20 protein-coding genes and 1 tRNA gene are annotated in these 22,994 nt (G+C 39.2%); 5 read left to right on the forward strand and 16 right to left on the reverse strand.

Going from position 1 to position 22,994, the window contains the following annotated elements:
• Positions 1-227 precede the first annotated feature (227 nt).
• From atpC to BUE31_RS23045, 4 genes are all read right to left on the reverse strand, one after another.
• The gene (atpC, locus tag BUE31_RS23030) at positions 228-482 is read right to left on the reverse strand and encodes an ATP synthase F1 subunit epsilon (RefSeq protein WP_073406207.1); all 255 of its coding nucleotides are present in this window, start codon (positions 480-482) and stop codon (positions 228-230) included.
• Between the two features lie 115 nt (positions 483-597).
• Positions 598-2,103, reverse strand: a complete 1,506-nt coding sequence (atpD, locus tag BUE31_RS23035; protein WP_073406208.1) for a F0F1 ATP synthase subunit beta — start codon at positions 2,101-2,103, stop codon at positions 598-600.
• Positions 2,104-2,330: 227 nt separating this feature from the next.
• The gene (locus BUE31_RS23040; RefSeq protein WP_073406209.1) at positions 2,331-3,314 is read right to left on the reverse strand and encodes an NAD(P)H-quinone oxidoreductase; all 984 of its coding nucleotides are present in this window, start codon (positions 3,312-3,314) and stop codon (positions 2,331-2,333) included.
• Between the two features lie 92 nt (positions 3,315-3,406).
• A complete protein-coding gene (locus BUE31_RS23045) occupies positions 3,407-5,773 on the reverse strand; it encodes an ABC transporter permease (RefSeq protein WP_073406210.1) in 2,367 nt (788 codons plus the stop codon).
• Positions 5,774-6,045: 272 nt separating this feature from the next.
• Between BUE31_RS23045 and BUE31_RS23050 the strand changes: the two genes are divergently transcribed.
• The 5 genes from BUE31_RS23050 to BUE31_RS23070 all read left to right on the forward strand — a co-directional run bounded on the left by BUE31_RS23050 (position 6,046) and on the right by BUE31_RS23070 (position 9,603).
• Complete coding sequence (locus BUE31_RS23050) at positions 6,046-6,507, forward strand: redoxin domain-containing protein (protein ID WP_073406211.1); 462 nt, start codon at positions 6,046-6,048, stop codon at positions 6,505-6,507.
• A gap of 72 nt (positions 6,508-6,579) precedes the next feature.
• Positions 6,580-6,653: transfer RNA gene (locus BUE31_RS23055), tRNA-Arg, on the forward strand.
• Positions 6,654-6,708: 55 nt separating this feature from the next.
• Complete coding sequence (locus BUE31_RS23060) at positions 6,709-7,281, forward strand: adenylate kinase (RefSeq protein ID WP_073406212.1); 573 nt, start codon at positions 6,709-6,711, stop codon at positions 7,279-7,281.
• A gap of 131 nt (positions 7,282-7,412) precedes the next feature.
• Positions 7,413-8,411: a GTPase ObgE gene (gene obgE / locus BUE31_RS23065; RefSeq protein ID WP_073406213.1), complete on the forward strand. Its 999-nt coding sequence runs from the start codon at positions 7,413-7,415 to the stop codon at positions 8,409-8,411.
• 106 nt (positions 8,412-8,517) lie between these two features.
• The gene (locus tag BUE31_RS23070; protein ID WP_159440733.1) at positions 8,518-9,603 is read left to right on the forward strand and encodes an acyltransferase family protein; all 1,086 of its coding nucleotides are present in this window, start codon (positions 8,518-8,520) and stop codon (positions 9,601-9,603) included.
• A 63-nt stretch (positions 9,604-9,666) separates the two neighbouring features.
• Here the strand turns inward: BUE31_RS23070 and BUE31_RS23075 are convergent, their stop codons facing one another.
• The 12 genes from BUE31_RS23075 to BUE31_RS23130 are packed head-to-tail and all read right to left on the reverse strand — an operon-like array spanning position 9,667 to position 22,953.
• Positions 9,667-11,250: a hypothetical protein gene (locus tag BUE31_RS23075; RefSeq protein ID WP_073406215.1), complete on the reverse strand. Its 1,584-nt coding sequence runs from the start codon at positions 11,248-11,250 to the stop codon at positions 9,667-9,669.
• A 59-nt stretch (positions 11,251-11,309) separates the two neighbouring features.
• Positions 11,310-11,861: a WcaF family extracellular polysaccharide biosynthesis acetyltransferase gene (locus tag BUE31_RS23080; protein WP_073406216.1), complete on the reverse strand. Its 552-nt coding sequence runs from the start codon at positions 11,859-11,861 to the stop codon at positions 11,310-11,312.
• Positions 11,848-13,269 carry an exosortase Y gene (xrtY, locus tag BUE31_RS23085; RefSeq protein WP_073406217.1) on the reverse strand — a complete coding sequence of 474 codons (1,422 nt, stop codon included), beginning with the start codon at positions 13,267-13,269 and terminating at the stop codon, positions 11,848-11,850. Before xrtY ends, BUE31_RS23080 begins: the two co-directional genes overlap by 14 nt.
• On the reverse strand, positions 13,266-13,886 hold the full coding sequence (locus BUE31_RS23090) for a class I SAM-dependent methyltransferase (RefSeq protein ID WP_073406218.1): 621 nt from the start codon (positions 13,884-13,886) through the stop codon (positions 13,266-13,268). Before BUE31_RS23090 ends, xrtY begins: the two co-directional genes overlap by 4 nt.
• On the reverse strand, positions 13,879-15,012 hold the full coding sequence (locus BUE31_RS23095; RefSeq protein ID WP_073406219.1) for an XrtY-associated glycosyltransferase XYAG1: 1,134 nt from the start codon (positions 15,010-15,012) through the stop codon (positions 13,879-13,881). The genes BUE31_RS23090 and BUE31_RS23095 overlap by 8 nt, the downstream gene beginning before the upstream one ends.
• Positions 15,009-16,412, reverse strand: a complete 1,404-nt coding sequence (locus tag BUE31_RS23100; protein WP_073406220.1) for an exosortase Y-associated Wzy-like protein — start codon at positions 16,410-16,412, stop codon at positions 15,009-15,011. Before BUE31_RS23100 ends, BUE31_RS23095 begins: the two co-directional genes overlap by 4 nt.
• A 3-nt stretch (positions 16,413-16,415) precedes the next feature.
• Entirely contained in the window at positions 16,416-17,261 is an 846-nt protein-coding gene (locus BUE31_RS23105) for an FkbM family methyltransferase (protein ID WP_073406221.1), read from the reverse strand.
• The gene (locus BUE31_RS23110) at positions 17,248-18,408 is read right to left on the reverse strand and encodes a glycosyltransferase family 4 protein (protein WP_073406222.1); all 1,161 of its coding nucleotides are present in this window, start codon (positions 18,406-18,408) and stop codon (positions 17,248-17,250) included. The genes BUE31_RS23105 and BUE31_RS23110 overlap by 14 nt, the downstream gene beginning before the upstream one ends.
• Positions 18,405-19,496, reverse strand: coding sequence for an acyltransferase family protein (locus BUE31_RS23115; RefSeq protein WP_073406223.1), 1,092 nt, complete (start codon positions 19,494-19,496; stop codon positions 18,405-18,407). Before BUE31_RS23115 ends, BUE31_RS23110 begins: the two co-directional genes overlap by 4 nt.
• Positions 19,471-20,784 (reverse strand): glycosyltransferase, encoded by a 1,314-nt coding sequence (locus tag BUE31_RS23120; protein WP_234997893.1) that lies wholly within the window; start codon positions 20,782-20,784, stop codon positions 19,471-19,473. Before BUE31_RS23120 ends, BUE31_RS23115 begins: the two co-directional genes overlap by 26 nt.
• Positions 20,771-22,024, reverse strand: coding sequence for a glycosyltransferase family protein (locus BUE31_RS23125; RefSeq protein WP_073406225.1), 1,254 nt, complete (start codon positions 22,022-22,024; stop codon positions 20,771-20,773). Before BUE31_RS23125 ends, BUE31_RS23120 begins: the two co-directional genes overlap by 14 nt.
• The gene (locus BUE31_RS23130) at positions 22,021-22,953 is read right to left on the reverse strand and encodes a hypothetical protein (protein ID WP_073406226.1); all 933 of its coding nucleotides are present in this window, start codon (positions 22,951-22,953) and stop codon (positions 22,021-22,023) included. The genes BUE31_RS23125 and BUE31_RS23130 overlap by 4 nt, the downstream gene beginning before the upstream one ends.
• Positions 22,954-22,994: the final 41 nt, after the last annotated feature.

Genomic DNA, 22,994 nt, shown 5'->3' on the forward strand with positions numbered 1-22,994 from the left:
AATAAAATAAAAAAGATAATTAAAATGAGTTGTCTTTATAAAATCGTTACTGAAGTTGGGTGGGCGGGTAGTTCTGAACCGGGATTTATGGGATTAAAAGATGAGAGGATTTCACCTGGATCCATCCTCAAATCCCAAAATCAAGCGAATCATGGTTCAAAAAAAATTAAAAAAAAATCCCCGGCCAAACAGCCAGGGATCTCTTAAATATCAATTAGACGAAATAATTATTTTTGCTGAATACCTTCGGCTAAAATAACAACCTTATTGTTTGATGCTTCAACAACACCGCCTTTTATAAACAATGTTTCTTCTTTGCCTGCGTTGCCGCCACGGATAGTTACCTTGCCATCTTCTAAAGTAGAGATGATAGGCGCGTGATGGTTCAGGATCTCAAAAAATCCCAAAGTACCAGGAAGGGTTACCGAGGTAGCCTCGCCTTCGTAAACTGTTTTATCGGGAGTAAGAATTTCTAATGTCATTTTGTTGATGTGCAAATGTGCGTATATGCAAATGTGCGAATTATGTTAATGATTGAATTTGCAAACGTGCAGATCGCTTTTTATTCGCACATCTGCACATCCCCGCATCCGCACATTAATTATTCGCTTCTTCCATTAATTTTTTACCTTTTTCGATAGCTTCTTCAATGCTGCCTACAAGGTTGAATGCTGCTTCAGGATACTCATCCACTTCACCATCCATAATCATGTTAAAGCCTTTTATGGTTTCTTTAATATCAACCAAAACACCTTTTAAGCCTGTAAACTGCTCGGCAACGTGGAACGGCTGTGATAAGAAACGCTGAACACGGCGTGCGCGTGATACAACTAATTTATCTTCTTCACTCAACTCGTCCATACCAAGGATGGCGATGATATCCTGAAGCTCTTTGTAACGCTGTAAAGTTTCTTTAACGCGCTGAGCGGTATTGTAATGCTCATCACCTAAAATAGCAGCGCTAAGGATACGTGAAGTTGAATCCAAAGGATCCACCGCAGGATAAATCCCAAGCTCGGCAATCTTACGTGAAAGTACGGTTGTAGCATCTAAGTGGGCAAATGTTGTTGCCGGTGCAGGGTCAGTTAAATCATCCGCAGGTACGTAAACGGCCTGTACAGATGTAATTGAACCACGTTTTGTTGAAGTGATACGTTCCTGCATGTTACCCATTTCTGTTGCCAAAGTTGGCTGGTAACCTACCGCTGATGGCATACGGCCAAGCAACGCCGATACTTCAGATCCTGCCTGTGTAAAGCGGAAAATGTTATCGATAAAGAATAAGATATCACGACCTTTACCATCGGCATCACCATCGCGGAAATATTCAGCAATAGTTAATCCTGAAAGGGCCACACGTGCACGTGCACCAGGAGGCTCGTTCATTTGTCCGAAAACGAAGGTTGCTTTTGAGTCTTTTAATGCTTCAGGGTCTACTTTAGATAAATCCCATCCGCCTTCTTCCATGGAATGCATAAACGCATCGCCATATTTTATAATGCCTGATTCAAGCATTTCGCGCAGTAAGTCGTTACCTTCACGGGTACGTTCACCTACACCTGCAAATACTGATAAACCAGAGTATGCTTTTGCAATGTTGTTGATCAGTTCCTGGATCAATACGGTTTTACCTACACCCGCACCGCCGAACAAACCAATTTTACCACCTTTTACATAAGGCTCTAATAAATCGATAACCTTAATACCGGTAAATAATACTTCAGTTTCGGTTGACAGATCCTCAAAACGCGGAGGCGCATTGTGAATAGGGCGACCATTAGTGTTATCAAGGTTAGGAATACCATCAATAGCATCACCAACCACGTTAAATACACGGCCTTTAATATCTTCGCCAACCGGCATTTTTATAGCTGATTCCAAATCCACAACCTTCATTCCGCGTAGCAGACCGTCTGTTGAATCCATGGCGATAGCGCGAACGCGATCTTCACCTAAATGCTGTTGAACCTCTAAAATAACCTTCTGACCATTTTCCTTTGTGATCTCTAATGCATCATAAATTTTAGGAAGATGAGCGTCATCTGCGAAGCTTACGTCAACTACCGGACCGATGATCCGTGATATTTTTCCAATGTTTGGCATATATTACCTGGTAATTTAAAGTATTTATTATGAAATATTGGGCATAAAAAAAATACCTTCTATTTCGGTGCGCAAAGTTATGATTTATAAACAAATATTAAAATAGCAGAATAAAGATTTTTTAGATGAATATTTAGTTGGCAGTTTTCGGTTGGCAGTTGGCGGTGTATTTGTTTAAAAACGAGCCTTTTTTACTGCAAACTGCCCGCTGGCAACTGCAAACTGCACTACTGCCAACTGATAACTATTTTCCCAACATGCTCACTGCTTTCCATCAGCTTATGTGCTTTGGCGGCTTCATCTGCCGGGAAAACTTTATTAATAACCGGCCTTATTTTGCCTGATACAATTAATGGCCATATTATTTTTTCGAGGTTACGTGCGATAGCTGCCTTAAAAGCTATTTCTCTCGACCTGAGCATAGAGCCCGTTATGGTTAAACGCTTACGCATTACCACAGAAAGATCAACCTGTGCATCCTTGCCGTTCATGGTGTTTATCAGTACAAGCCTGCCTTCTTCAGCTAATGATTGGAGGTTGCCTGCAGTATAATTACCGCCTATCATATCTAAAATAACATCAACACCTTTACCTTCTGTTAACTCTTTAATGATCTCGGCAAAGTTTTCTTTTTTATAGTCGATAGCCTTTGCAGCGCCCAACTCTTCGCAAAACCTGCATTTATCGTCAGATCCGGCTGTTACATAAACCTTGTGCCCTAAAGCATGGGCCATTTGAATAGCCGCAACACCGATCCCGCTCGATCCGCCATGAACCAGCAGCGTTTCATTGTTTTTTAGTAATCCCCTGTCAAATACATTGCTCCAAACCGTAAAAAAAGTTTCGGGCAAGGATGCCGCTTCTATAAAAGTGAGATTATCCGGAACAGGTAAACATTGACCTTCGGGCGCATTGCAGAATTCGGCATAGCCACCACCCATTACCAGGGCGCAAACTTTATCGCCAACCTTCCAGCGGGTAACTTCTGAGCCAACTTCAGCAATAATGCCTGCAATTTCAAGTCCGGGAATATCCTGCGGTGCTCCCTGTGGCGGGGGGTAGTTACCCTTGCGCTGGTAAACATCGGGCCGGTTAACTCCGGCAGCATGCACCTTTACCAATACTTCGTTAGATTGATAAAACGGAGTTGGCCGTTCTTCAATTTGTAAAACTTCAGGACCACCTGGCTGGGTTATGATGATGGCTTTCATTGGGTAAAGATAGGAGTAAAGTCAGTAGTCTTGAGTCTAAAGTCAATAGTCTTTTGACTTCAGACTCAAGACTTAGAACTTCAGACTCCTCATCATTCGCTCCTCAAACTCTCAATCGGGTTAACCAGTGCAGCCTTAATTGATTGAAAGCTTACCGTACAAAAAGCTATTAAAATTGCACCAAACCCTGTAACTGCTAAAACCCACCATTCAATATTTTGATGGTAGGCAAAGCCCTGCAGCCATTTTTGCATTATCAGCCAGGCAAGCGGCGCGGCTATTATTATGGCTACCAATACCAGCTTTAAAAAGTCTTTAGAAAGTAAGGCTACTAAACTGAATACTTCGGCACCCAATACCTTACGAATGCTTATTTCGCGATTGCGCTGCTCAGCAGCATAGGCAGCCAGGCCGAATAAGCCTAAACAGGCAATGATGATGGCTAATGTGGTAAAAATGATAAAGATTTTGCCCATGCGCTGTTCATTATTGTATAATGCGTTAAAATCATCATCCATAAATGAATAGTCAATATGCAGACTTGGTTGTAATGCCTTCCAATTATTTTCTACCTTTTGCATCAGCGCGGGTAAATTATTGGTATTTACCCTGATGCTTAATGATGCCAGCCAGTCATGATTCATTACCAGCATTACAGGCGTAATGTTATCGCGTAATGAACTAAAATTAAAGTCCTTTACTACACCTATAATCTTGTAATCCTTATTCATGTCAGTTATTTTCTCTGAACCCTCTCCTTTATAGCTTATCATTTTTGCCATGGTCTCGTTAATTATTACCGATGATGAATCGGATAAAAATTGTTCGTTAAAATTTCGGCCCTGTACCAGCTTCATCCCCATAGTGCCAATGTAGTCGGCATCAACCGGCCAAAACTGTGTTTCAATATTTTTGCTTGATCCAGAGCTAACATAATTGAGGGCGCTTAAATTAGAGGTTGGCAGGTAGTGGGTTAAGGTGGCGTTTATTACACCTGGTATCTGTTTAAGCTGTTGTTTTAATACTTTCGGATCAACAGCATTTGCGTTTTTTATGATAAGTACCTGGCTCCGGTTAAAACCGAGGTCCTTATTCCGGATAAAGGTGAGCTGATTATAAATAACCAGTGTGCCAATGATCAAAAATATGGAGATAGAAAACTGGAACACCACCAAAAAGCTGCGGAGAAAGCTACCTTTAAAGCCGGTTGCCAGTTTCCCTTTCAAAACCTGGATGGGCTTAAAGGCAGAAAGAAAGAATGCAGGGTATGAGCCGGCCAGCACGCCAACTACAAGTATAATAATAAGCATAGCGGGTAACAACCAGGTAAATGTATGGGCAGTTATGACTAACGACTTTCCAGCGGTTTGATTAAACAATGGCAATATCGCCCACGCCGTAAATACAGCTATAACGGTAGCTGCAAGTGTAACCATTATAGATTCGGACAGGAATTGGGCTATTAAGCTTTTGCGAGACGAGCCAAGTACTTTACGAACACCAACCTCACGCGCACGGTTTGCCGAACGCGCTGTCGATAGGTTCATGAAATTAATACAGGCCAGGATCAATATAAATATGGCTATAGCCGAAAATATGTAGATGTATTGCACATTTCCATTTATCCCAAGTTCTCTTTGCTTATTAGAGTGAAGGTGAATATCCTTCAACGGAGTTAAATTTAGCTTGATATAATTGCCTTTTGCTTCAAATTTTTTATAATCAAAAGCCGGAGTGGTTTCATTTCTGCGGATAAGGGCTGCAAACTTCGATTCCAATTTTTTACGATCAGCACCTTGTTTAAGCAGGATATAGGTATTGGTATTAAAGTGCGCCCAGCTGTTATCATGATTAGGCCCCATAGTTATAAAAAGATCAGCCTTAAAATGTGATTGTGCAGGCATATCTTCAATAACTCCGGTTACTTTATACATGGTACTGTCTGTAACCAAAAACAGGGTTTTGCCAACGGCACTGGTGGTATTAAAATATTTCAGGGCAATGGTTTGGGTAATAACCACTGTATGAGGTTCGGCGAGCGCAGTTTTTGGATCGCCCCGCAGTATGGGCAAGGTAAATATGCCGAATATATCGCCGGAGCAATAAAAAGCATTTTTTTCATCTATAACTTCGTTGCCTTTTTTAAAGCGGATGTTTACACCCTGCCCTATTCGCATTGATCTTTCAACTTCAGGAAATTCTTTTACCAGCGCATCAGCAACCGGGGGAGCGGTTATAGCAAATGATGTTTCATTAATGCCTGCTTTAAGATCAGTATTTACCCTGTAAATCCTTTCGTATTTGGTATTAAACCTGTCGTAACTCAACTCATCGATCACGTAAAAAACGATGAGCAGGCAGGTTGCCAACCCAAGGGCAAGGCCCAAAACATTTATAAATGTAAAACCTTTGTTTTTTAAAAGGCTGCGGAATGCGGTTTTGATGTAGTTTCTGATCATGGCAATAGGGATTAATTATTACCCTAAAGCTATAACTAAGTATTTAGTTATGCAACTATGATTTATCAGACCCTATTATATGTCATCTGATTTATACTCTTGAAGTCGCAAATTGCGACCTCAAGTTGGTGATTAGTTTAATTATTAACAAGCTTATTAAAGTAAAAAAAGAATTGATCGGGTTATTACAGATTAACTAAATTGACTTTTTAATTATAGAACCGATAACAAACATTCATTTTATTATTATTTCTTTGCATAAAAAATCAGCTATGCCGTTACAACCAGGTTCACCCGCTCCGCAATTCACTTTATTTTCATCAGCATTAAAAGAAGTCTCATTGGCTGATTTTAAAGGCAAAAAAGTAGTGCTGCACTTTTTTCCAATGGCTTTTACAGGCACTTGTACTACCCAATTGTGCACTATGCGCGACAATTTTGGCTATTATGACGGCTTAAATGCAACTATACTGGGCATCTCTGTCGACTCGCCTTTTACACTTGCTAAATTCAAGGAAGAAAACAACTACCAGTTTGATCTATTGTCTGACTTTAACAAGGAGGTTTCAACTGCTTACGGCGCTATATATGAGCAGTTTGTATTTGGATTGAAAGGTGTTTCAAAACGCGCTGCATTTGTTATAGATGAAGATCAAAATATCATCTATGCAGAAGTGCTTGAAGTGGCTACAGACTTACCGGATTTTGCCGCAATTGCAGCAGCTGTAAAGTAAATTTGAAAAAATATTATAACGGAATGAAATTTTTCCTATTTTTGCAGTCCGTTTAAAAAAGCACTTTATACCGCACTTGTAGCTCAATTGGATAGAGCACCTGACTACGGATCAGGAGGTTAGGGGTTCGACTCCCTTCAAGTGCACTTAATATTTAAGCCTTTCTGTGTTGTACCGAAAGGCTTTTAATTTGATAGAAGCATGCTAAACCTGGTATTGTTTGGTCCTCCCGGGGCAGGGAAAGGGACACAATCACAAAAACTTATTGAAAAACACGGATTGATCCATTTATCAACCGGTGATCTTTTACGGAGCGAAATTTCCCAGGGAACAGAACTTGGATTAGAAGCTAAGAAGCTGATGGATCACGGCACCCTGGTTCCTGATGCCGTGGTTATAGGCATGATCAGTCATAAGCTTGATGCAAATAAAGACGCAAAGGGTTTTATTTTTGACGGATTTCCGCGCACAGTGGCTCAGGCAGAAGCACTTGATCAGTTACTAGCCAGCAAAAATGCTCCTATTTCGGGCATGATAGCGCTCGAAGTTAATGATGATGAACTTGAGCAGCGTTTGTTATTGCGTGGTAAAGAGTCAGGCAGGCCCGATGATGCTAACCCGGAAGTTATCCGTAAGCGGATTAAAGAATATAATGATAAAACCGCACCTGTTGCCGGTTTCTATAAAGCTCAGAATAAATTTAAAAGCATAAACGGCATCGGGTCAATTAATGAAATATTTGATGCGATTGCTAACGTAATAGCTTCATATTAAGAAGTCCGAAAGTCGGAGAAAATATAGTTCGAAAGTGAAGGAGGTCGGTAAAGTCCGGAAGATTAGGCAGTTTGCTTAGCATCTTTCGGACTTTACTGACTTTCGGACTTTCCGACTCAAAACAAATAAAAATGTCTCAAGGTTCAAATTTTGTTGATTATGTAAAGATCTGTTGCCGCTCAGGCCACGGAGGGGCTGGCTCTGCGCATTTGCACCGCGATATACTAACTTCAAAAGGCGGCCCCGATGGTGGTGATGGCGGTCGCGGCGGGCATGTTATTGTAAAAGGTAACGCCCAGTTATGGACTATGCTTCACCTTAAATACCGCAAACATGTAATTGCAGGCGATGGAGATTCAGGTGGCAGCTCGCTACGAAGCGGTAAAACTGGCAGGGACGAGATCCTGGAAGTTCCATTGGGTACTACAGTAAAAAATGCTGAGACCGGCGAAATTATATTTGAGATTACGCAGGACGGTGAAACAAAAATATTAACCCCGGGAGGCAGAGGCGGACAGGGAAACTGGCATTTTAAAACATCAACACAACAAACCCCACGCTATTCGCAACCGGGTGAGGACGGCCAGGAAGACTGGAATATTTTGGAGTTGAAGGTTTTAGCCGATGTAGGCTTGGTGGGCTTTCCTAATGCTGGTAAATCAACCCTGCTTTCAGTAGTATCAGCTGCCAAACCTGAGATTGCCGACTATGCTTTTACTACTATTGTTCCAAACCTGGGAATAGTGGCTTACAGAGGCGGAAAATCATTTGTTATGGCTGATATCCCTGGGATCATAGAAGGTGCATCAAAGGGAAAAGGACTTGGATTTAGGTTTCTGCGCCATATTGAACGCAACTCTGTGTTGTTATTCATGGTACCTGCTGATACTAACCGTACTATAAAAGAAGAATACCTGATCCTGTTGCACGAGTTAAAGGAATATAACCCGGAAATGCTTCACAAGCCAAGAATACTGGCTGTTACAAAATCCGACCTGCTGGATGATGAATTAATGGAAGAAATGAAAAAGGAACTTCCGGCGGAAATCCCTTCAATTTTTATTTCATCAGTAGCACAAAAAAATATCGATGGCCTGAAGGATCTTTTGTGGAAAGAAATTAATCAGTAATTTCCCTATTATTAATTAAACTGAACATAGTTAGATCACCATATTAAGTAGCATATTTATGTTTAATTGCTAAGCGATCCTAAATACATTATGGTGATAAATGGAGATGAATGAATTAAGCCCAAGAATAAAACTACTGGACGGATTCAGAGCCATTGCCATAATATCAGTAATGCTGTTTCATTACTTTAACAGGTGGGCTCCCCCGGTAAATTCAATTTCCCTTTATCCATATAACAATAAGTATAATTTTTTTGGATATGGTTCCCTTGGGGTTCAGCTTTTTTTTATGATCAGTGGCTTTGTCATTTTTTTCACGCTCGAAAAAACTGATGGCTTTGTCACTTTCTGGAAAAAGAGGGCTATCAGGCTACTGCCCTCCATGCTTGTTGCTTCTTTACTAACCTTTATCGCATTCGTGCTTTTTGACGACAAGTTAATATTTCCTGAAAGCCATATGGCTATTAATTTTTTACAGGGTATAACTTTTGTAAACCCTGATTTGATCAATTATATTTTTCGCCCAAAATACAATCTTAATTATCTAAGCGGTTCGTATTGGAGCTTATGGCCCGAAATACAATTTTACTTTTTTGCAAGTGTGTTGTTTTATATCAGCAGGAAGCAATTTGTAAGAAATTTCAGCTTCATTTCAATTTCCATTGTTTGCTTTAACTATCTGATGCAAAACAGTGCCATTAAGGTTCACCTGCCTCAAGGCTTATTAAATTACTATTCTCTCTTTTTTCAATTCTTCAATTTAATTTACTTTCTGCCATTTTTTTGTACCGGGGTGCTTTTCTATTTATTGTATAAAAATAATGGTGTAACTACATATAAGATGAAGCTCTGCCTCGGCTTTTTTATTGTATATATAATTCATATTGGCTTTAGGACAGAAGTACGGTTAATTTATATGGCCTTTTTAGCGCTGTTTACCTGCTTTATTTATTATCCTAAAAAACTTTCCTTGTTAAATAATCGATTGATCTCAAGGATCGGGATCTCATCATATTTCTTATATCTTATACACGAACATATTGGGGTGCTATTGATAAATAAACTTGGCAAATACTTTTTACCTTTAGGAATGGCTTTCCCCCTTTTACTCATCTGTTTTTTAATGTTTTTCAGCATTCTATACAGTGAAAAGGTTGAAAAAAGAATAAGCTTTTACCTTAAGAAAAGATAAAAGCTTATCAATATTTTAAAGGATTAGAGATTGATCATGATCAAATCCCTCTTTCTAACTCAATCAGCGCCGCTTTATATCAGCTGAATATAACACATATTTATCACTCAGCATTGACAGATTAAAACCTGCGTAACCAGTGAATGATTTCATAATCATTTTCTCTTTAGGCCCGTTATAGCTTTCGGGCAAGATGATATAAAGCGGGCCTGCAAAACCCTCGTACCGGTAATCATCCATATCGATTTTCAAATCATCAGCTATTGGTGATAGGTTGATAACCCTGTTATGCAAAACCTCCTGGCCAATATCATTGGCGATAAATACGAAAACTGCATTCTTGTTTTCCCTATCAAGTTTCATAACCGCGTTTAGTGCCTGCTGATCAATATTGATCTGTGAAATGCCCGAAACCCCTTTTGCACTTATATTTTTATTTATACTGTATCCCTTTATCACATAGCTAAAGCTAAAAAAGGCGATGCACAGACAACCGGCTGCGAAAAGCAATTGGCATAAACGCTTTGACCCGATTACCAATGAAATCATCCCTGGAGTTATCAACAGGCCAATGATCCTAAAGTGGCGTGCTTCATATGATATGTTAAGCTGTTTAAGATAGGCAATCCCAAAAAACAGCAACGCGCCAAAGTAAAAAACAATTATAAACAGCTTGTAATTATTATTTGGCGCATTCCGGATCAGGCTAAAAACCAATAGCAAACTCAATATCGCCAAAACAATTACAATTGTTACAGATACGCCATAACCAAACATAGGCCTGCCAAAATTATACAACAGGCCATGAAAAAAATCATCCAGAGAAAAACCTGAAAGGATAGGTGTGGCGAGTGGAAAGCTAAAGGTCTCGGCAGTTAGTTTAAATCCCTTTGAAACAGAAGCCGGGCTTTGCCCTTTTGAAAGGAACAATACATAAATAGTTACCAGCGATAATGCTGCAGGAATACCGATCCACAATCCTTTTTTTATCCATTCAATAATACCTGTCATGCCTGAAGATAAGCGAATCCACAAACAGCAAAGCCCGGCAACATAGATCCAGATAAAGGATGATTTACAAAAGAAACCTATCCACCCCGATAAAAGAACAAACAGCAATAGCTTCCAATCCGTTTTTTGCAAGGCAATACAGCCGTATAAAAACCATCCCAAAAAGGCAAAAAGCAAAACCTCGCCGCCATTATAAAAAACGTATGGCACAAAAAAGGCCAGCTGGCAAACAATAAATACAAGGCTAAGGGCGGCAATAAAGGGAGTAAAGCCTATTTTTTTAAAGAAACTGTAAAACCCGGCTAAACCGCAAAGCTGGCATAATGCTACTGTTATGGCCATCGCCTGTCCAGTATTTAAATGCGCTACCAGCTTAAAAAAATAAGGCACAAGATATTGGCCGGGCGTCCACCATGTAAGAAACTCATTATAATTTTGCGCGATATCACTTTGATCCGGGGCTGTTAAAACGTTAAAATGGCCCCCTAAATTCATACAGCGTAATACGTTGAACCCATTTGCAGGATCAGGGAAAAGTGCGGGAGGAATAAAAAACAGGATCACGCCCATTATCAATACGGCTATGCCGGTAATTAACAGAATAATTTTATATGCGTTACTTTTTTGTGATGCCATTAATTAAGTTTAAGGGAAGGTTTTGCAAAACTACTAATTTATATAATTCAGAAAATAAATCAGGTTATAATTCGCTCACGCACTTTTACCGCCGGGTTTCCCTGGTAAATTGAGTATGCTTCCAGGTTTTTAGTGGCTACCGACCCGCTTGTTAATACAGCATGCGATGCGGCAATTACACCCAGATTAACTATTGCCCCCGCTCCTATCCAAACACCATCCTCTAATATTACAGGCTGAGTTATCAGGTCGAATGTCTTCTTTTTATAATTATGGCTTCCCGTAAGTAAAACAGCTCCCTGCGAGATACAAACATTATCGCCCATGGTAATTGCAACAAGGCAATCAATCCAAACATTTTCCCCAATCCATGTATGGTTCCCAATGGTTAAATGCCAGGGGTATTTTACATTAGCTCCTGGCTTTATAATAACCCCCTTACCAATTTTAGCACCAAATAAACGCAGTAAAAATATATTGAAACTGCTTGACGGAAGCAGGCCCCCTTTTAAAAATACTAAATTTACATAATACCACAACAGCCTTTTTATAGCATTGCCTCCCGGTTTAAAAGGCGAATTATTATATAATGAAAGGTCAGTTTTTAGCATCGTTGTTAATCAATATATCATTACGCTTTACCCAAAAGTAAAGCACAATGGCAATAATTATGTATACAATTATGTTAAAAATGGCATGATGATCAATTATCTGGCTCTCCCTCCTGTTCCAGAATAAAGAGAGCAGTACAAATCGGATAACGTTTAAAACCTCGATCCCCAAAATGCCACCAATAAGAAAGGCGATCTTTGATTTGAATTTTACAGGGTAAGCTAAAACAAATGCAGCAAAAAAGCTAATAACTCCTAAACCAAGGCATGAGTAAACCAGTTTAATAACGCCACGACCTGCAACCAAAAGCTCATACTGATTTTCAATAACCGCAAACCCAAGCCATGTAAGAATTTGAGCACTGCTTTTTATTAATATCCACCTCAATCCACTTATATAATTAAGGTTATTAGCCATAAACGAACTGTAATGACTACCGGTTGAAGTAATGCCAAAATAAAATATGTTGAAATAATAAAAGGCAGGAAAAAGCACGGCAAATATTATTATGAATCTTAAAGAGACATTACTTTTAGCGGAGTTTGTCTTCAGCGCGCTTTCTTGCTTTAGAATTTCATCAATTTTAATATCAACAATAAGGCGGAACCAAAATGCTTGCAAAAAATGAAAAATAACACCGGTGCGGCCGTCAAGAATACCGAGCTGAAAAAATATGCGATAAATAAAATAAAGCATCGGCCTTACATACCGTGGTAGCTTCCACCATAGCTGTTTTAACCATGCTGTGCGTTCATCAGGCGAACCCCAAAAATGCGGCCCAACCGTTTGGCTACGCATCTGCTGCATCCGTTCAACCTCTTCCTGGGCAACCAGGTCACTGTACCGATTATGTTTGGCAATCCAAAAGCTAATATTGTTTTCCTTTAAGTTTTCCTCTAAAATATAACCGTCTTTCCAGATAACTGTATTCCCGGGGACTATCAAACGGTGATCCATCATTTCATTAAGATCAGAATAGCCAACGCCAAACCTGATCATTTTAAGCAGGTAAAACGGCGAATAACCCCCATGTTTTATCCACCGGCCTTTAAAAAAGTTTTTACGGTTAAAATAAATGCCGTCAAGATCCTTATTATCTTCATCCTTGAAATTACTCAGGCGCTCTTTAAGCCCGGGAGTTACTATTTGGTCGGCATCCAGGCAAATTACCCATGGGGTTTGAATGTTAAAATTTTTTAATGCATAGTCCCATTGTTTGGGGTGATTTTCGAAAGCATGCTGTAAAACCGTTGCTCCATAATTTTCTGCTATCGCGATGGTATTATCCGTACTTCCCGAATCTAAAACAAAAACCGGTGCATCAAGACTTTGGATAGATGCAAGCAAACGGGGCAAATGAATTTCTTCATTATAGGTTATTATAATAAATGAAAATTGATTGTTCACGATAGCTTCGCTTTTATGATCATGGATTTCCAAAAATACGGAAACCTTCCACAGCCTCTGAATGCTGTAACCGTAAAACCGGCATTGGTTAATACCCTGGTCAGCGTATTTTTAGACCATAGCTTAATATGTCCGCCCAACCAAAGCGGATCCATATGGCTGTCCCACCTGTTAAAAATACTTAGCGTTAGGTTTTTTAAATAGCCATGATAAGGGGTGGTTATTATCAGCTCACCACCCGGTTTTAGTTGTTGTTTACAAAAATCAATAAATGCTTCCGGGTTGTACAAATGTTCTATTACCTCGGTTGATATAATGGTATCAAAAGGGATCCCTTGTAATTGCGGTGGCAAAACATCCGATGACAGGTCCTGTACAAAAAAACGGTCCGGGTTTGTTTTTTGTGCAATAGCTATACCTTTTTCAGACGCATCAGTACCATAAGCGTTATAGCCTTGTTCAAGCAGGTAATTTACCAGGTATCCATTGCCGCAGCCTAAATCAAGAATGTATTTATTTTTTTCCTTATCAATCAGGCTAACAAGGTCATTCAACTGGTAGCTAAAATTATGAGTAGGGCCTGCGCTATGAAATCCGTAATCCTGATAATCAGCCATTTATAACATTATTATACATATCGGTATATTGTTTAGTTAGATGAGCTTCATTAAAATCAGCCCTGATAATTTCCGGAGCACTTAAACGGATGCGATTAAGCTCGTCCTTTTTACCGTGAATAAAATTAATCATATTACCCACTGAAATAGCATTTAGCTCACACTCCCAGCCTAAATTATTTTGGTTAACGTAATCAGCTAAACCTACAAACGGGCTTATCAAAACTGCAGTACCCTGGCTAAGGCTTTCAATAACTACATTGCCAAAGTTTTCATCGTATGACGGTAAAACAAGCAGATGATGTTGAGCCAATAATTCAAACTTATTATCGCCCTGAAAGCCTATCCAATAAACATCTGCCTCGTCGCCATTTTTTTTCACCACAGCCTTTAGCTCGTCTACATACATTTTATCCCCACTCCCTGCAATGGTAAGGCTGTATGGAAAATTTAAAAACGGCAGGGCGTTTATCAAAATATCCAAACCTTTTTTTTCTTCTATTCTTGAAAGAAAAATCAGCTTAAAAATAGCTAAAGATTGAGCGTCCCCCGGCAAATCAGCAGGCAATTTTACAAAATTAGGCAAGTTACTAATCCGTTTGGGCTTAATGAGCGCATAGATAGCTTCACTTTCTTGATTTGATGTTACATGAATATGGCACCTGTTAAGTAAAGGCCTACCCAATAAGTGATGTATAAGCCATTTTTTGCCAATATTTTTGTTTTGAAACGAATAAGGGCTTAACGTACCCCTGGGTGATATAACAATGGGAACACTGCGCAATAATGCAATTAAACATGAAAATACCGACACCAGGTTCCACCAGGCATGAATATGAATTACATCAAAACCGCGAGCCTCCTTCCACAATTTTTTTAACAGCGCCGGCGAAAAATGGCTGTGGTCTTTTGTTAACCGTTTAAAATAGGTTACTTTAACACCGTCTACATTTACAGCCTCACCAGGGTTAACAGGCAACTCTTCTTTCCCGTTGGCAGTTGTTGCATAAGCTTCGATGTAAATACCAGCCTTTGTCAACTGTTCGCTCAACATGGCTACCGACATAGTTGGCCCGCCGTATATAAATGCCGGTTTGTAAGCAGCACAGATCTGTAAAATTCTCAAATTTCTTTTAATATATTTCTTGAACGCAATATTTTAAATACAACCAGCATTGTTATGTAACTCCAAAAAACGGAGTTAATAAGAAATTCAAAACTTAAACCCCGCCAAAATATTTGAAACAGCCCGCTGAATATGAGTGCCGTGCCTAAAATATAGCCCCCAAATAATTTTTCAGCTTTACACGCTATTATTTGAGCCATCGCTCCATATGCAAAAAGAAAAATGAAAACTCCAATTCCGCCGTATGATAAATAAGCATCAACAATAAAAGCAGGTTTAGCCGAAACATTAGAGTTTCTGTTTACTACCCCTGCACTATAAACACGCTCCATAATCAGGTCTTCAGTAATTGGCTTAGATGGCCAGAATATCCGTGGAACTATAACTATGGCTGATTGTTTTACCAATTGCGTTCCATAAAAATCCACCTTCGCAGGTGTTGATTTAACAAACTTGGTAAACATTTCTATTTCACTTAACCTATATACCAAAAATCCCCAATTGGTATTATCGTCAGCATCTTTATTAAGGGTAGCGTTAAGGGCTATCTGTGTAGCATCATCAGCACTTTCCTCGCCTGACCATACATTCCCCCGAAAATTACTTACATAAGCAGGCAAAAACACAAATAGTAAAATTAATAACGGCACAAAAACAATGGTCACAATCTTCTTATAGTTTGGGTATAAAAATACCCCCAGCACCACCACGCTAATAATAATAGGCTCCTTAAATCCGGAAGTAAGCGCCTGGTAAAAGTTAAAAATATATAGTGCAAGGCAAATTATGGTATTTATTACTTTTTGCAGAGGCAGTGCAAAAGCAAGTGCAAGTGTACCGGCGATAAAGCTTAAAGCGCTAAGTTGAAAATAGAGCTGAGATAGTCCGGGGATCCGCGCAAAAAATATTGAAACCGGGAAGGCAATTAAAGCTGTCATTAACAGCAAATTGGCCAACTTTTCTTTTTCAATATAATACTTTTGCTTTACAGGGTATTTCATAAATATCAATATCCCCGAAACAAATGCCGCATGCCCTAAACAATAATACCTTTGGCATTGTGCCGCCAAATCCAACGCATCCTGATCTATCGCTAACGCAGCATTTGTTTTGCTCAAATATTCATATCCCAAAAGACTTAAAAAATAAAATATTGAGGTGCATGCCATGTAGCCCGCAAAAATTATCTGGATAATAAATATTGGCCGCATTAATTGTTCCGCAACAGTTCTGTCATCCGGCAGGGGTTTTATTTTACCGGTTAACGTAACAAAGAAAATAAAGAATGAACCCAGCCATGCAATAAAATAGGAAACAGTAGAAAACGATTGAAATAACAAGGAAATAGCCCATGGCAAAAAGAGTATAAAATGTTTTGCTATATCGTTACCCTTTTTCATGAATTACGCAGGTATGCAAAATATATTACCGCCCTCAACATTTTCCGGGCTCTTTAAAAGTTCACAGCCAACCGGTGTTATCTGGTACATTGTGTAGCCAAACGATTGCAAAAGGGACCAGCAATCCTCAATTTTTTGCCCGTTGTTTAGCCAATAATGGTTATCGTATTCAAAAATTATCCGCGGCTTATGTTTCTGAAGCGTTTTTGCCAGGCCCTGTAATACCTGGTATTCAAAACCCTCTACATCAATTTTTATCAAATCAAGCGAATCAAGACTTTGGATCTCGGGGAGATTATCAGCAACCTTTATAAATACACGCTGTTTTTCAGATCCTTCTATATTACTATTTAAACTAAAAGCACCCTGGTTCCATGAGTTTTTATTTATGGTAAAATCAGCCTCGCTTTCCTTGCTTGATAACGCATAAGGTAACAGCGTAACATTAGCAACTTTGTTCAACAACATATTACGGGTAAATTTTTCCTGCAAATAAATAAGCGGCTCAAAAGCATAAACTTTACCTGTTTGCCCAACGCATTGCGACATCCTGATGCTTTGCAAGCCTATATTTCCACCTATATCTAATGCATTCCCGCCATTTTTAAGTGAGACCCTGATCAGTTTATTTATCTCATCTTCGTAAGTGCCGGTACTTAAAATGGTCCATTCAATATAGTTATCGGCACTGGTATAAATAGCTATATCCTCGCCGCTTAACCATACTATCCCCTCTTTTATACTTGCTTTAAGCTTATCAGATGCCTTCAGCAGGTTTGAAAGCCGTTCCTTCCCGGGAAGTTTCCAGTTACGGGTAAAATCAAGTTTAATACGGTCAATACGCTTCATTCAATAATTTATTTTCAATTGCTTCCGCAATATGTAAAAAGCTCCAGTTTTTGATGATCTGTTTTGATTGCTGTCCTAATTTAGCTAATTGAGCCTTGTCTTTAGTTAATTGCTGTAATTTTTCCACCAGGCTGCCCGCGTTATCACTTATAAAAACAGCGCCATTTCTTTCCTCTTCTATTAAATCAGCCGCACAGCCCACTTTATCTGATGCCAATACGGCTTTGCCGCAGGCCATGGCCTCATTTATACTTAAGCCCCATGTCTCGCTTTTACTGGGCAGGCAAAACAAGTCGGCCGCCTGGTACAAAACAGGCATGTAGGTTTGATTTTTAAACCCGGTAAAATGAACATTGGCAGCACCACTTTTATCAGCCTGCTCTTTTAAATCATTTTCATTGGGGCCGTTACCTGCTAAAAGCAAATGCACATTGGGCCGGTTCAAAGTTATAAATGCCGACAATAGTAACTCAACATTTTTAACCGGCTCAAACTTGCCCGCATACAGGATCAATATATCGTTATTACCGATACTGAATGATGACCGCAGTCCGCCAGCTTCATTGCTCCTGTCGGCTTCAAACCTGTTACTATCAATGGCGTGTGGTGCAAAGCTTAGCTGGCTCTCCTTCAGCTCGTAAGCTTTATAATAATTTCTGTTGTTTTTGCCTACATAAAAAGCATGGTTAATATGCTTGTACACCCATTTCAAAAAAACGTACCGAAGCGCTTTTTTTAATCCGCCTAACTCGTTCAGTAAGGTTGAATCACCACGAAAATATACGGGCACTTTACTGCTAAAGTAGCGGATTATTTTCAGGTGAGCGTTATATGCCCAGCCAAAGATCAATATAGCATCCGGCTGATATTTTTTAATCCTTTCAATTCCATCAGGATTAACAATTCCTTTAAAATAGTGCGAGCCGGGCTCAGTCGCCGTATTTTTCATCCACTCAAAGTCATATCCCTCCAGCAACGGAATGTCCCACTCAACTACTTTATTAAAGCCATGATCGAGCTTGTTAACAGCACCCTCGCCCAAAGTATAAAACACCTTAACATCTATTTTTTTACGCTGATTCAAAAGCTTAAACACTGGTGCGTAATATTGAATAGGATGGGTTGTTATAACCGCCAGCTTCTTCATTTGGCAGTTAAATTACCTATTGATAAAAATGGTTTTTCCAGCAAATTATAGCTAAGTGACGATAGCGGATATAAAATAACCGCGCTTATAACGGTGGTAACAACCGGCGCCGCAATGCCTTTTAATGATGGCATCAGCTGAATTGTGTAAGTAGCTATTACCGGGTATACCAAAGGATGCAAAAGATAAAAGCTATAAGATATACGCCCCATTTTTTTAAATAACCCATTGCCTAAAATAACATTGAGCCACTTTACCGAAACTACCGACAGATATAAGATCCCGGCGAAACCTGTCCCCATAAAGACATAGCCAAATAACTTGAATAAATTGGAATAATTAGCTGATAAGCTTAAAACTTGTTTAGATATTAAAACCCTGCCAGCGTAGGTAACAGCAATAAATAACATTAGCCATAAAAACCTTTTTTTAAAAAATGCATTGTTTTTTATCAGTAGCCTTGCAGCAATTGATCCGCATCCAAACTCCAGTCCTCTAAAAAATATTGTATCTGTAATCGGGTCAAAACGACTTTTTAAAATAAACACCAATACTATCGCAATTAAAAAAGCGCCTCCAAAAATAATTAAAAACGACTTTTTAAACCCAATCCTGTTTTGATAGATCAACAGCAAGGGTATGGTAAAATAAAATTGCCATTCAACGGTCAATGTCCAAAAATGTGAAGCGGTATTATATTGTATGAAAAAATAATTCAGATAAAAAACACTATGCAGAAAATTACTGAGCCCATCAATATTTTGATGATGAACAAACTTGCCGACAAGGATATAAATTATAGTAGCCACGTAGAAAGCCGGCGAAAGCCTTACCCATCTTTTTACCAGGAACCTAAAAAAATCATGATAAGAAAAATCACTTTTCGAAGCGTAAAAATAATACATGCAAAACCCACTGATCACAAAAAAGAGGTCGACACCATTACCACCAATAGCCAGCAAATTAGCCAGATCAAATTTACCAATATAACATCTCGGGTTACCATGAATCGTCCAGGTATGGATCCATAGAACGCCTATGGCGGCTAAAAATCTCAGTCCGTCAAGTGTTTGTATTCTTTGTCTCATAATGTTTTATGGCCCTGGTAAATAATTCAGCCTGTTTACCTGTAAGGTTTTCTGAACTGTATTTTTTGAAATTATTTGAAATAGATAAAGGCTTAAATAAGCCATTACCCCACCCTGTTAATGTTTTAAATAAATCAGCAACCAGGTGAGATGCATCTTCATTAAAGGTTAAAACAACGGCATCGCCGGTACATTCCTTTATAGCTTCAACGGCATTACTCTTTTCATTAAAAATTGCGAGTAGTGGTTTTCCGGTTAACAGGTACGGGTACACTTTTGAAGCTGTATATCTGGGGTCGTCCGAGCCGGGTATAAATAAAGCATCGGCCTGTTGTAAAGTTAATAAGGTATGATAATAGCTGATCCTGTCGGTAATTTCAACCACATTCTCATCAAGTCCGTATTTTTTTGCCAGTGGCAAAATTGTAGGCTTACCAGTACCTGCCGGCGCATAGCTGGTGCCTATAAAATAAAACCTCAGCTTGCCAAACACACCGGGATTTTCAGCAAGTCCTTTTTTTAGGGCTTCAAAAACCGGTGAAATGGCCTTTTGCATGTCCACACCACCACGGCCCACATACACAATGTTTTTAAAGCCGTTTTGCAATAATGAATCGAATTTAGTTTGATTATCCAGCGCTATTTTTAAATCCGGCTCAAAAGCGCCAAATGTAATGGTGGCAGATGGGATGTCATTTATAACAGGATACCTGGCTTTTAAATTGCTGATATAACCGGCAGATACGCTGATCAGTCCATCTGCCTGCTTCATGGCAATAGGCTCCAGGTATTTATGTAAGCGATAGGAGAACCAATATTTTGACGGCTGCTGATCCTTGGGTTTATCCTGGTAATAATCCGAATGCCATGGGTCCTGCATATCTATTACATAAGGAATGCCGAACCGCTTTTTCCAGTAGGCCCCTAAAATACAAAGCGGAAATTGGGTAGTTGAAAAATAAACAAGATCGTACTTTTCCTTTTTTAAGATCTCACTTACCTTTTTACGGTAATACCAAAGGGAGCGTAAAGCAAGACTGCCTAATCCAACTTTTGAGGTTAGTGCGCTGCTTAAAGCTTTTACTTTATAAATTTTTGTCGCTGCAGGGATACTTTGAACAAGCAGTTCATCCTGCACTACATCTGAGTATTTTTCATCAATTATCACTACAGTGGCATCCCAGCCAAATTGCTTAAAATAAGGCAAGCTCATCCTTACACGATGCATATCTGCCGCGTTTGAGGGTGGGAAATACGGCGAGATGATGAGAACTTTAGCGTTTGGCACTACTTAATGTTTGATTAACAAGATCTAAAAATCTTTCACTTTCATTTTCCCAGTTCAGGGTATTTTTAGCCAAAAGCCATGATTCCTCCCGGCTTTTTAAAAGCAGATCCCGGTTTTTATTATATGCCGATAAAACATCAGTCAATGATTGAACGTTTCCCTTTTGATAAATGTTCCCAATGGCTGGGTATTGATTCAATAAAGCGCTTTGGGCAGTGGTGTCACTTGCCGCAATAGCCAAACCGGCCTGTATATAAGTGAATATTTTATTGCTTAACGCAAAATCATTATTGATGCTAAACCCGGGCTCCGTAGCCAGCCCAATATCAAATTGCGCTGCAAACCCAACCAATGCCGCCGGCATAACCGGCTGATGGTAAAAGATCTTTGCAACACCATTATTTAGTTGTTCAATGAATGTTATCGTCTGTGTTGAATGATAGCCCAGCAGGTGCAATTCAAAATTCTCGTCTTTTAAAATATGCAGCGCTTTTACAACATCTTCTATCCCACGGCTAACACCAATAACCTGCGAAAACCAAAAGAGCTTTACAGGTTGACCGGCATTTAATTGAGGTTGCTTTACATCATTATTAAAAGAGAAAACATTTAGCAGGGTAACAGGCTTTTTATCCGGAAAAAGTTGATGATATGCATTAGCAGTTTGTGTGCTGCTTGCTGATAAATAGCTTACCTGCGGAATATACTTATCCTCAATAAATGCTTTTAAAACAACTTCGCTATCGTTGTTATCATTTGAGCTTTCATACCGGTGAAAATCCTCTGCATCAAAGCCGCATAGCTTTTTATGTTTTTGCGATGCTTTAACCACCGCAGGTAAAGCACCAAGATTATGCCCGATGTACAGATCAGCCTTGTGTTTTTTTGCTTCCCGGATTAAAAAATAGCTGCTCCTGGCAATGGCAAATTGCGCAAAGTACTTAATACCGGTATGTTTTGTAACCCATAAGGAAAACTTATGGATTATCCTGCTTAGTAAATAGGTGAACTTTTTTTGCTCCGGATCTCCCCCTGCTCTTACACACCTCCATTGTTTACCGGGTAGCAGCTTTTTATCAAGGTCGGTACCCCAGGCATTCCAGTAGGCATACAAAACGGTAACATCAAACCCTACTGCAGTTAAAGTATCCGCCTCTTTTACCAATCTTGGATTTAAAGACGGCTGCCCTGAAGAAACCAGTACCATCTTTTTCTTAGCAGGATTTACGCTTGCTGTCAATTCTTTTTAAACAAAGGGTACAGGTTATAGATAAAATCTTTATGAAAGGCGCTTCCGCCACCATAAACATAATGTTCGCTTGTTAATTTACTGCCAAGCAGCATTTCCTTCCTGGCCAGGTCATAATGCTTTGGTAAGCCTAAAAAATTTCCTTTTTCACTGGCAAACATCGCCAGCAAGGTTTGTTCCAGGTGCCACGATTCTGTTTTATACAAATTCCCTTCCATTACCCTGTTTATAAAGCTAAAAAAATGCTCATCAAAGTTGTGCAGTAACAGGCCGGAGTTAAAGAAACTGATCATCTCTGATGTAAGATATCTTGCCAGTGTGGCATCATCAAATGTATAAGAGTTATTTACATCGCGGTTATAACACCCGTTATAATTACCTTTTTCAACAATATCCAATATTTCATCAGGCCTTGAAAAAAAGAGCACATCAGAATCAATATGTAATAAGTAGTTTGTCTGTTTTTCTATAATCATGTCAAACAACTTTATGGATAAGAAAAACACGTCTCTTAATTTTTCACAATTTTCAAGTCCTTTTGACGACAGCAGGGTTTTAACCTTTATATTTTCATCACGCCTTAAAAAAACTTTAATCCCAGGGAACATTTTTTTCAGGAGCCTGATCTCTTTTTCAGTAAGCGTTCCGTCTTCGTGATAATGCAAATAAACATTGGGGTTCCAGAAACAAAAACTATAAAGCGCAGCTACCGATTCGTAAAAATTCTTTTTACTGGATACTGTGGCCAGGGTAAGGCTGGCGTTACTTTGTTGTAAAACGATTGGAGAAAGCGATTTGATTTTTTGTCGCAATAGTGCCCGGTAGGTTATCTTCTTTGTTTTTTCAGAAATCCTTGTATAATAACTGGTGTTGCTAAACTGAAGCTCATATTTTAATTTATTTATGATCTTTTTAATCATGATAAATCAAAACAATAAAAAGCATTAACAGGAATAATGTT

It is taken from the genome of Mucilaginibacter sp. OK098 (genome assembly GCF_900142915.1).
GTDB lineage: Bacteria > Bacteroidota > Bacteroidia > Sphingobacteriales > Sphingobacteriaceae > Mucilaginibacter.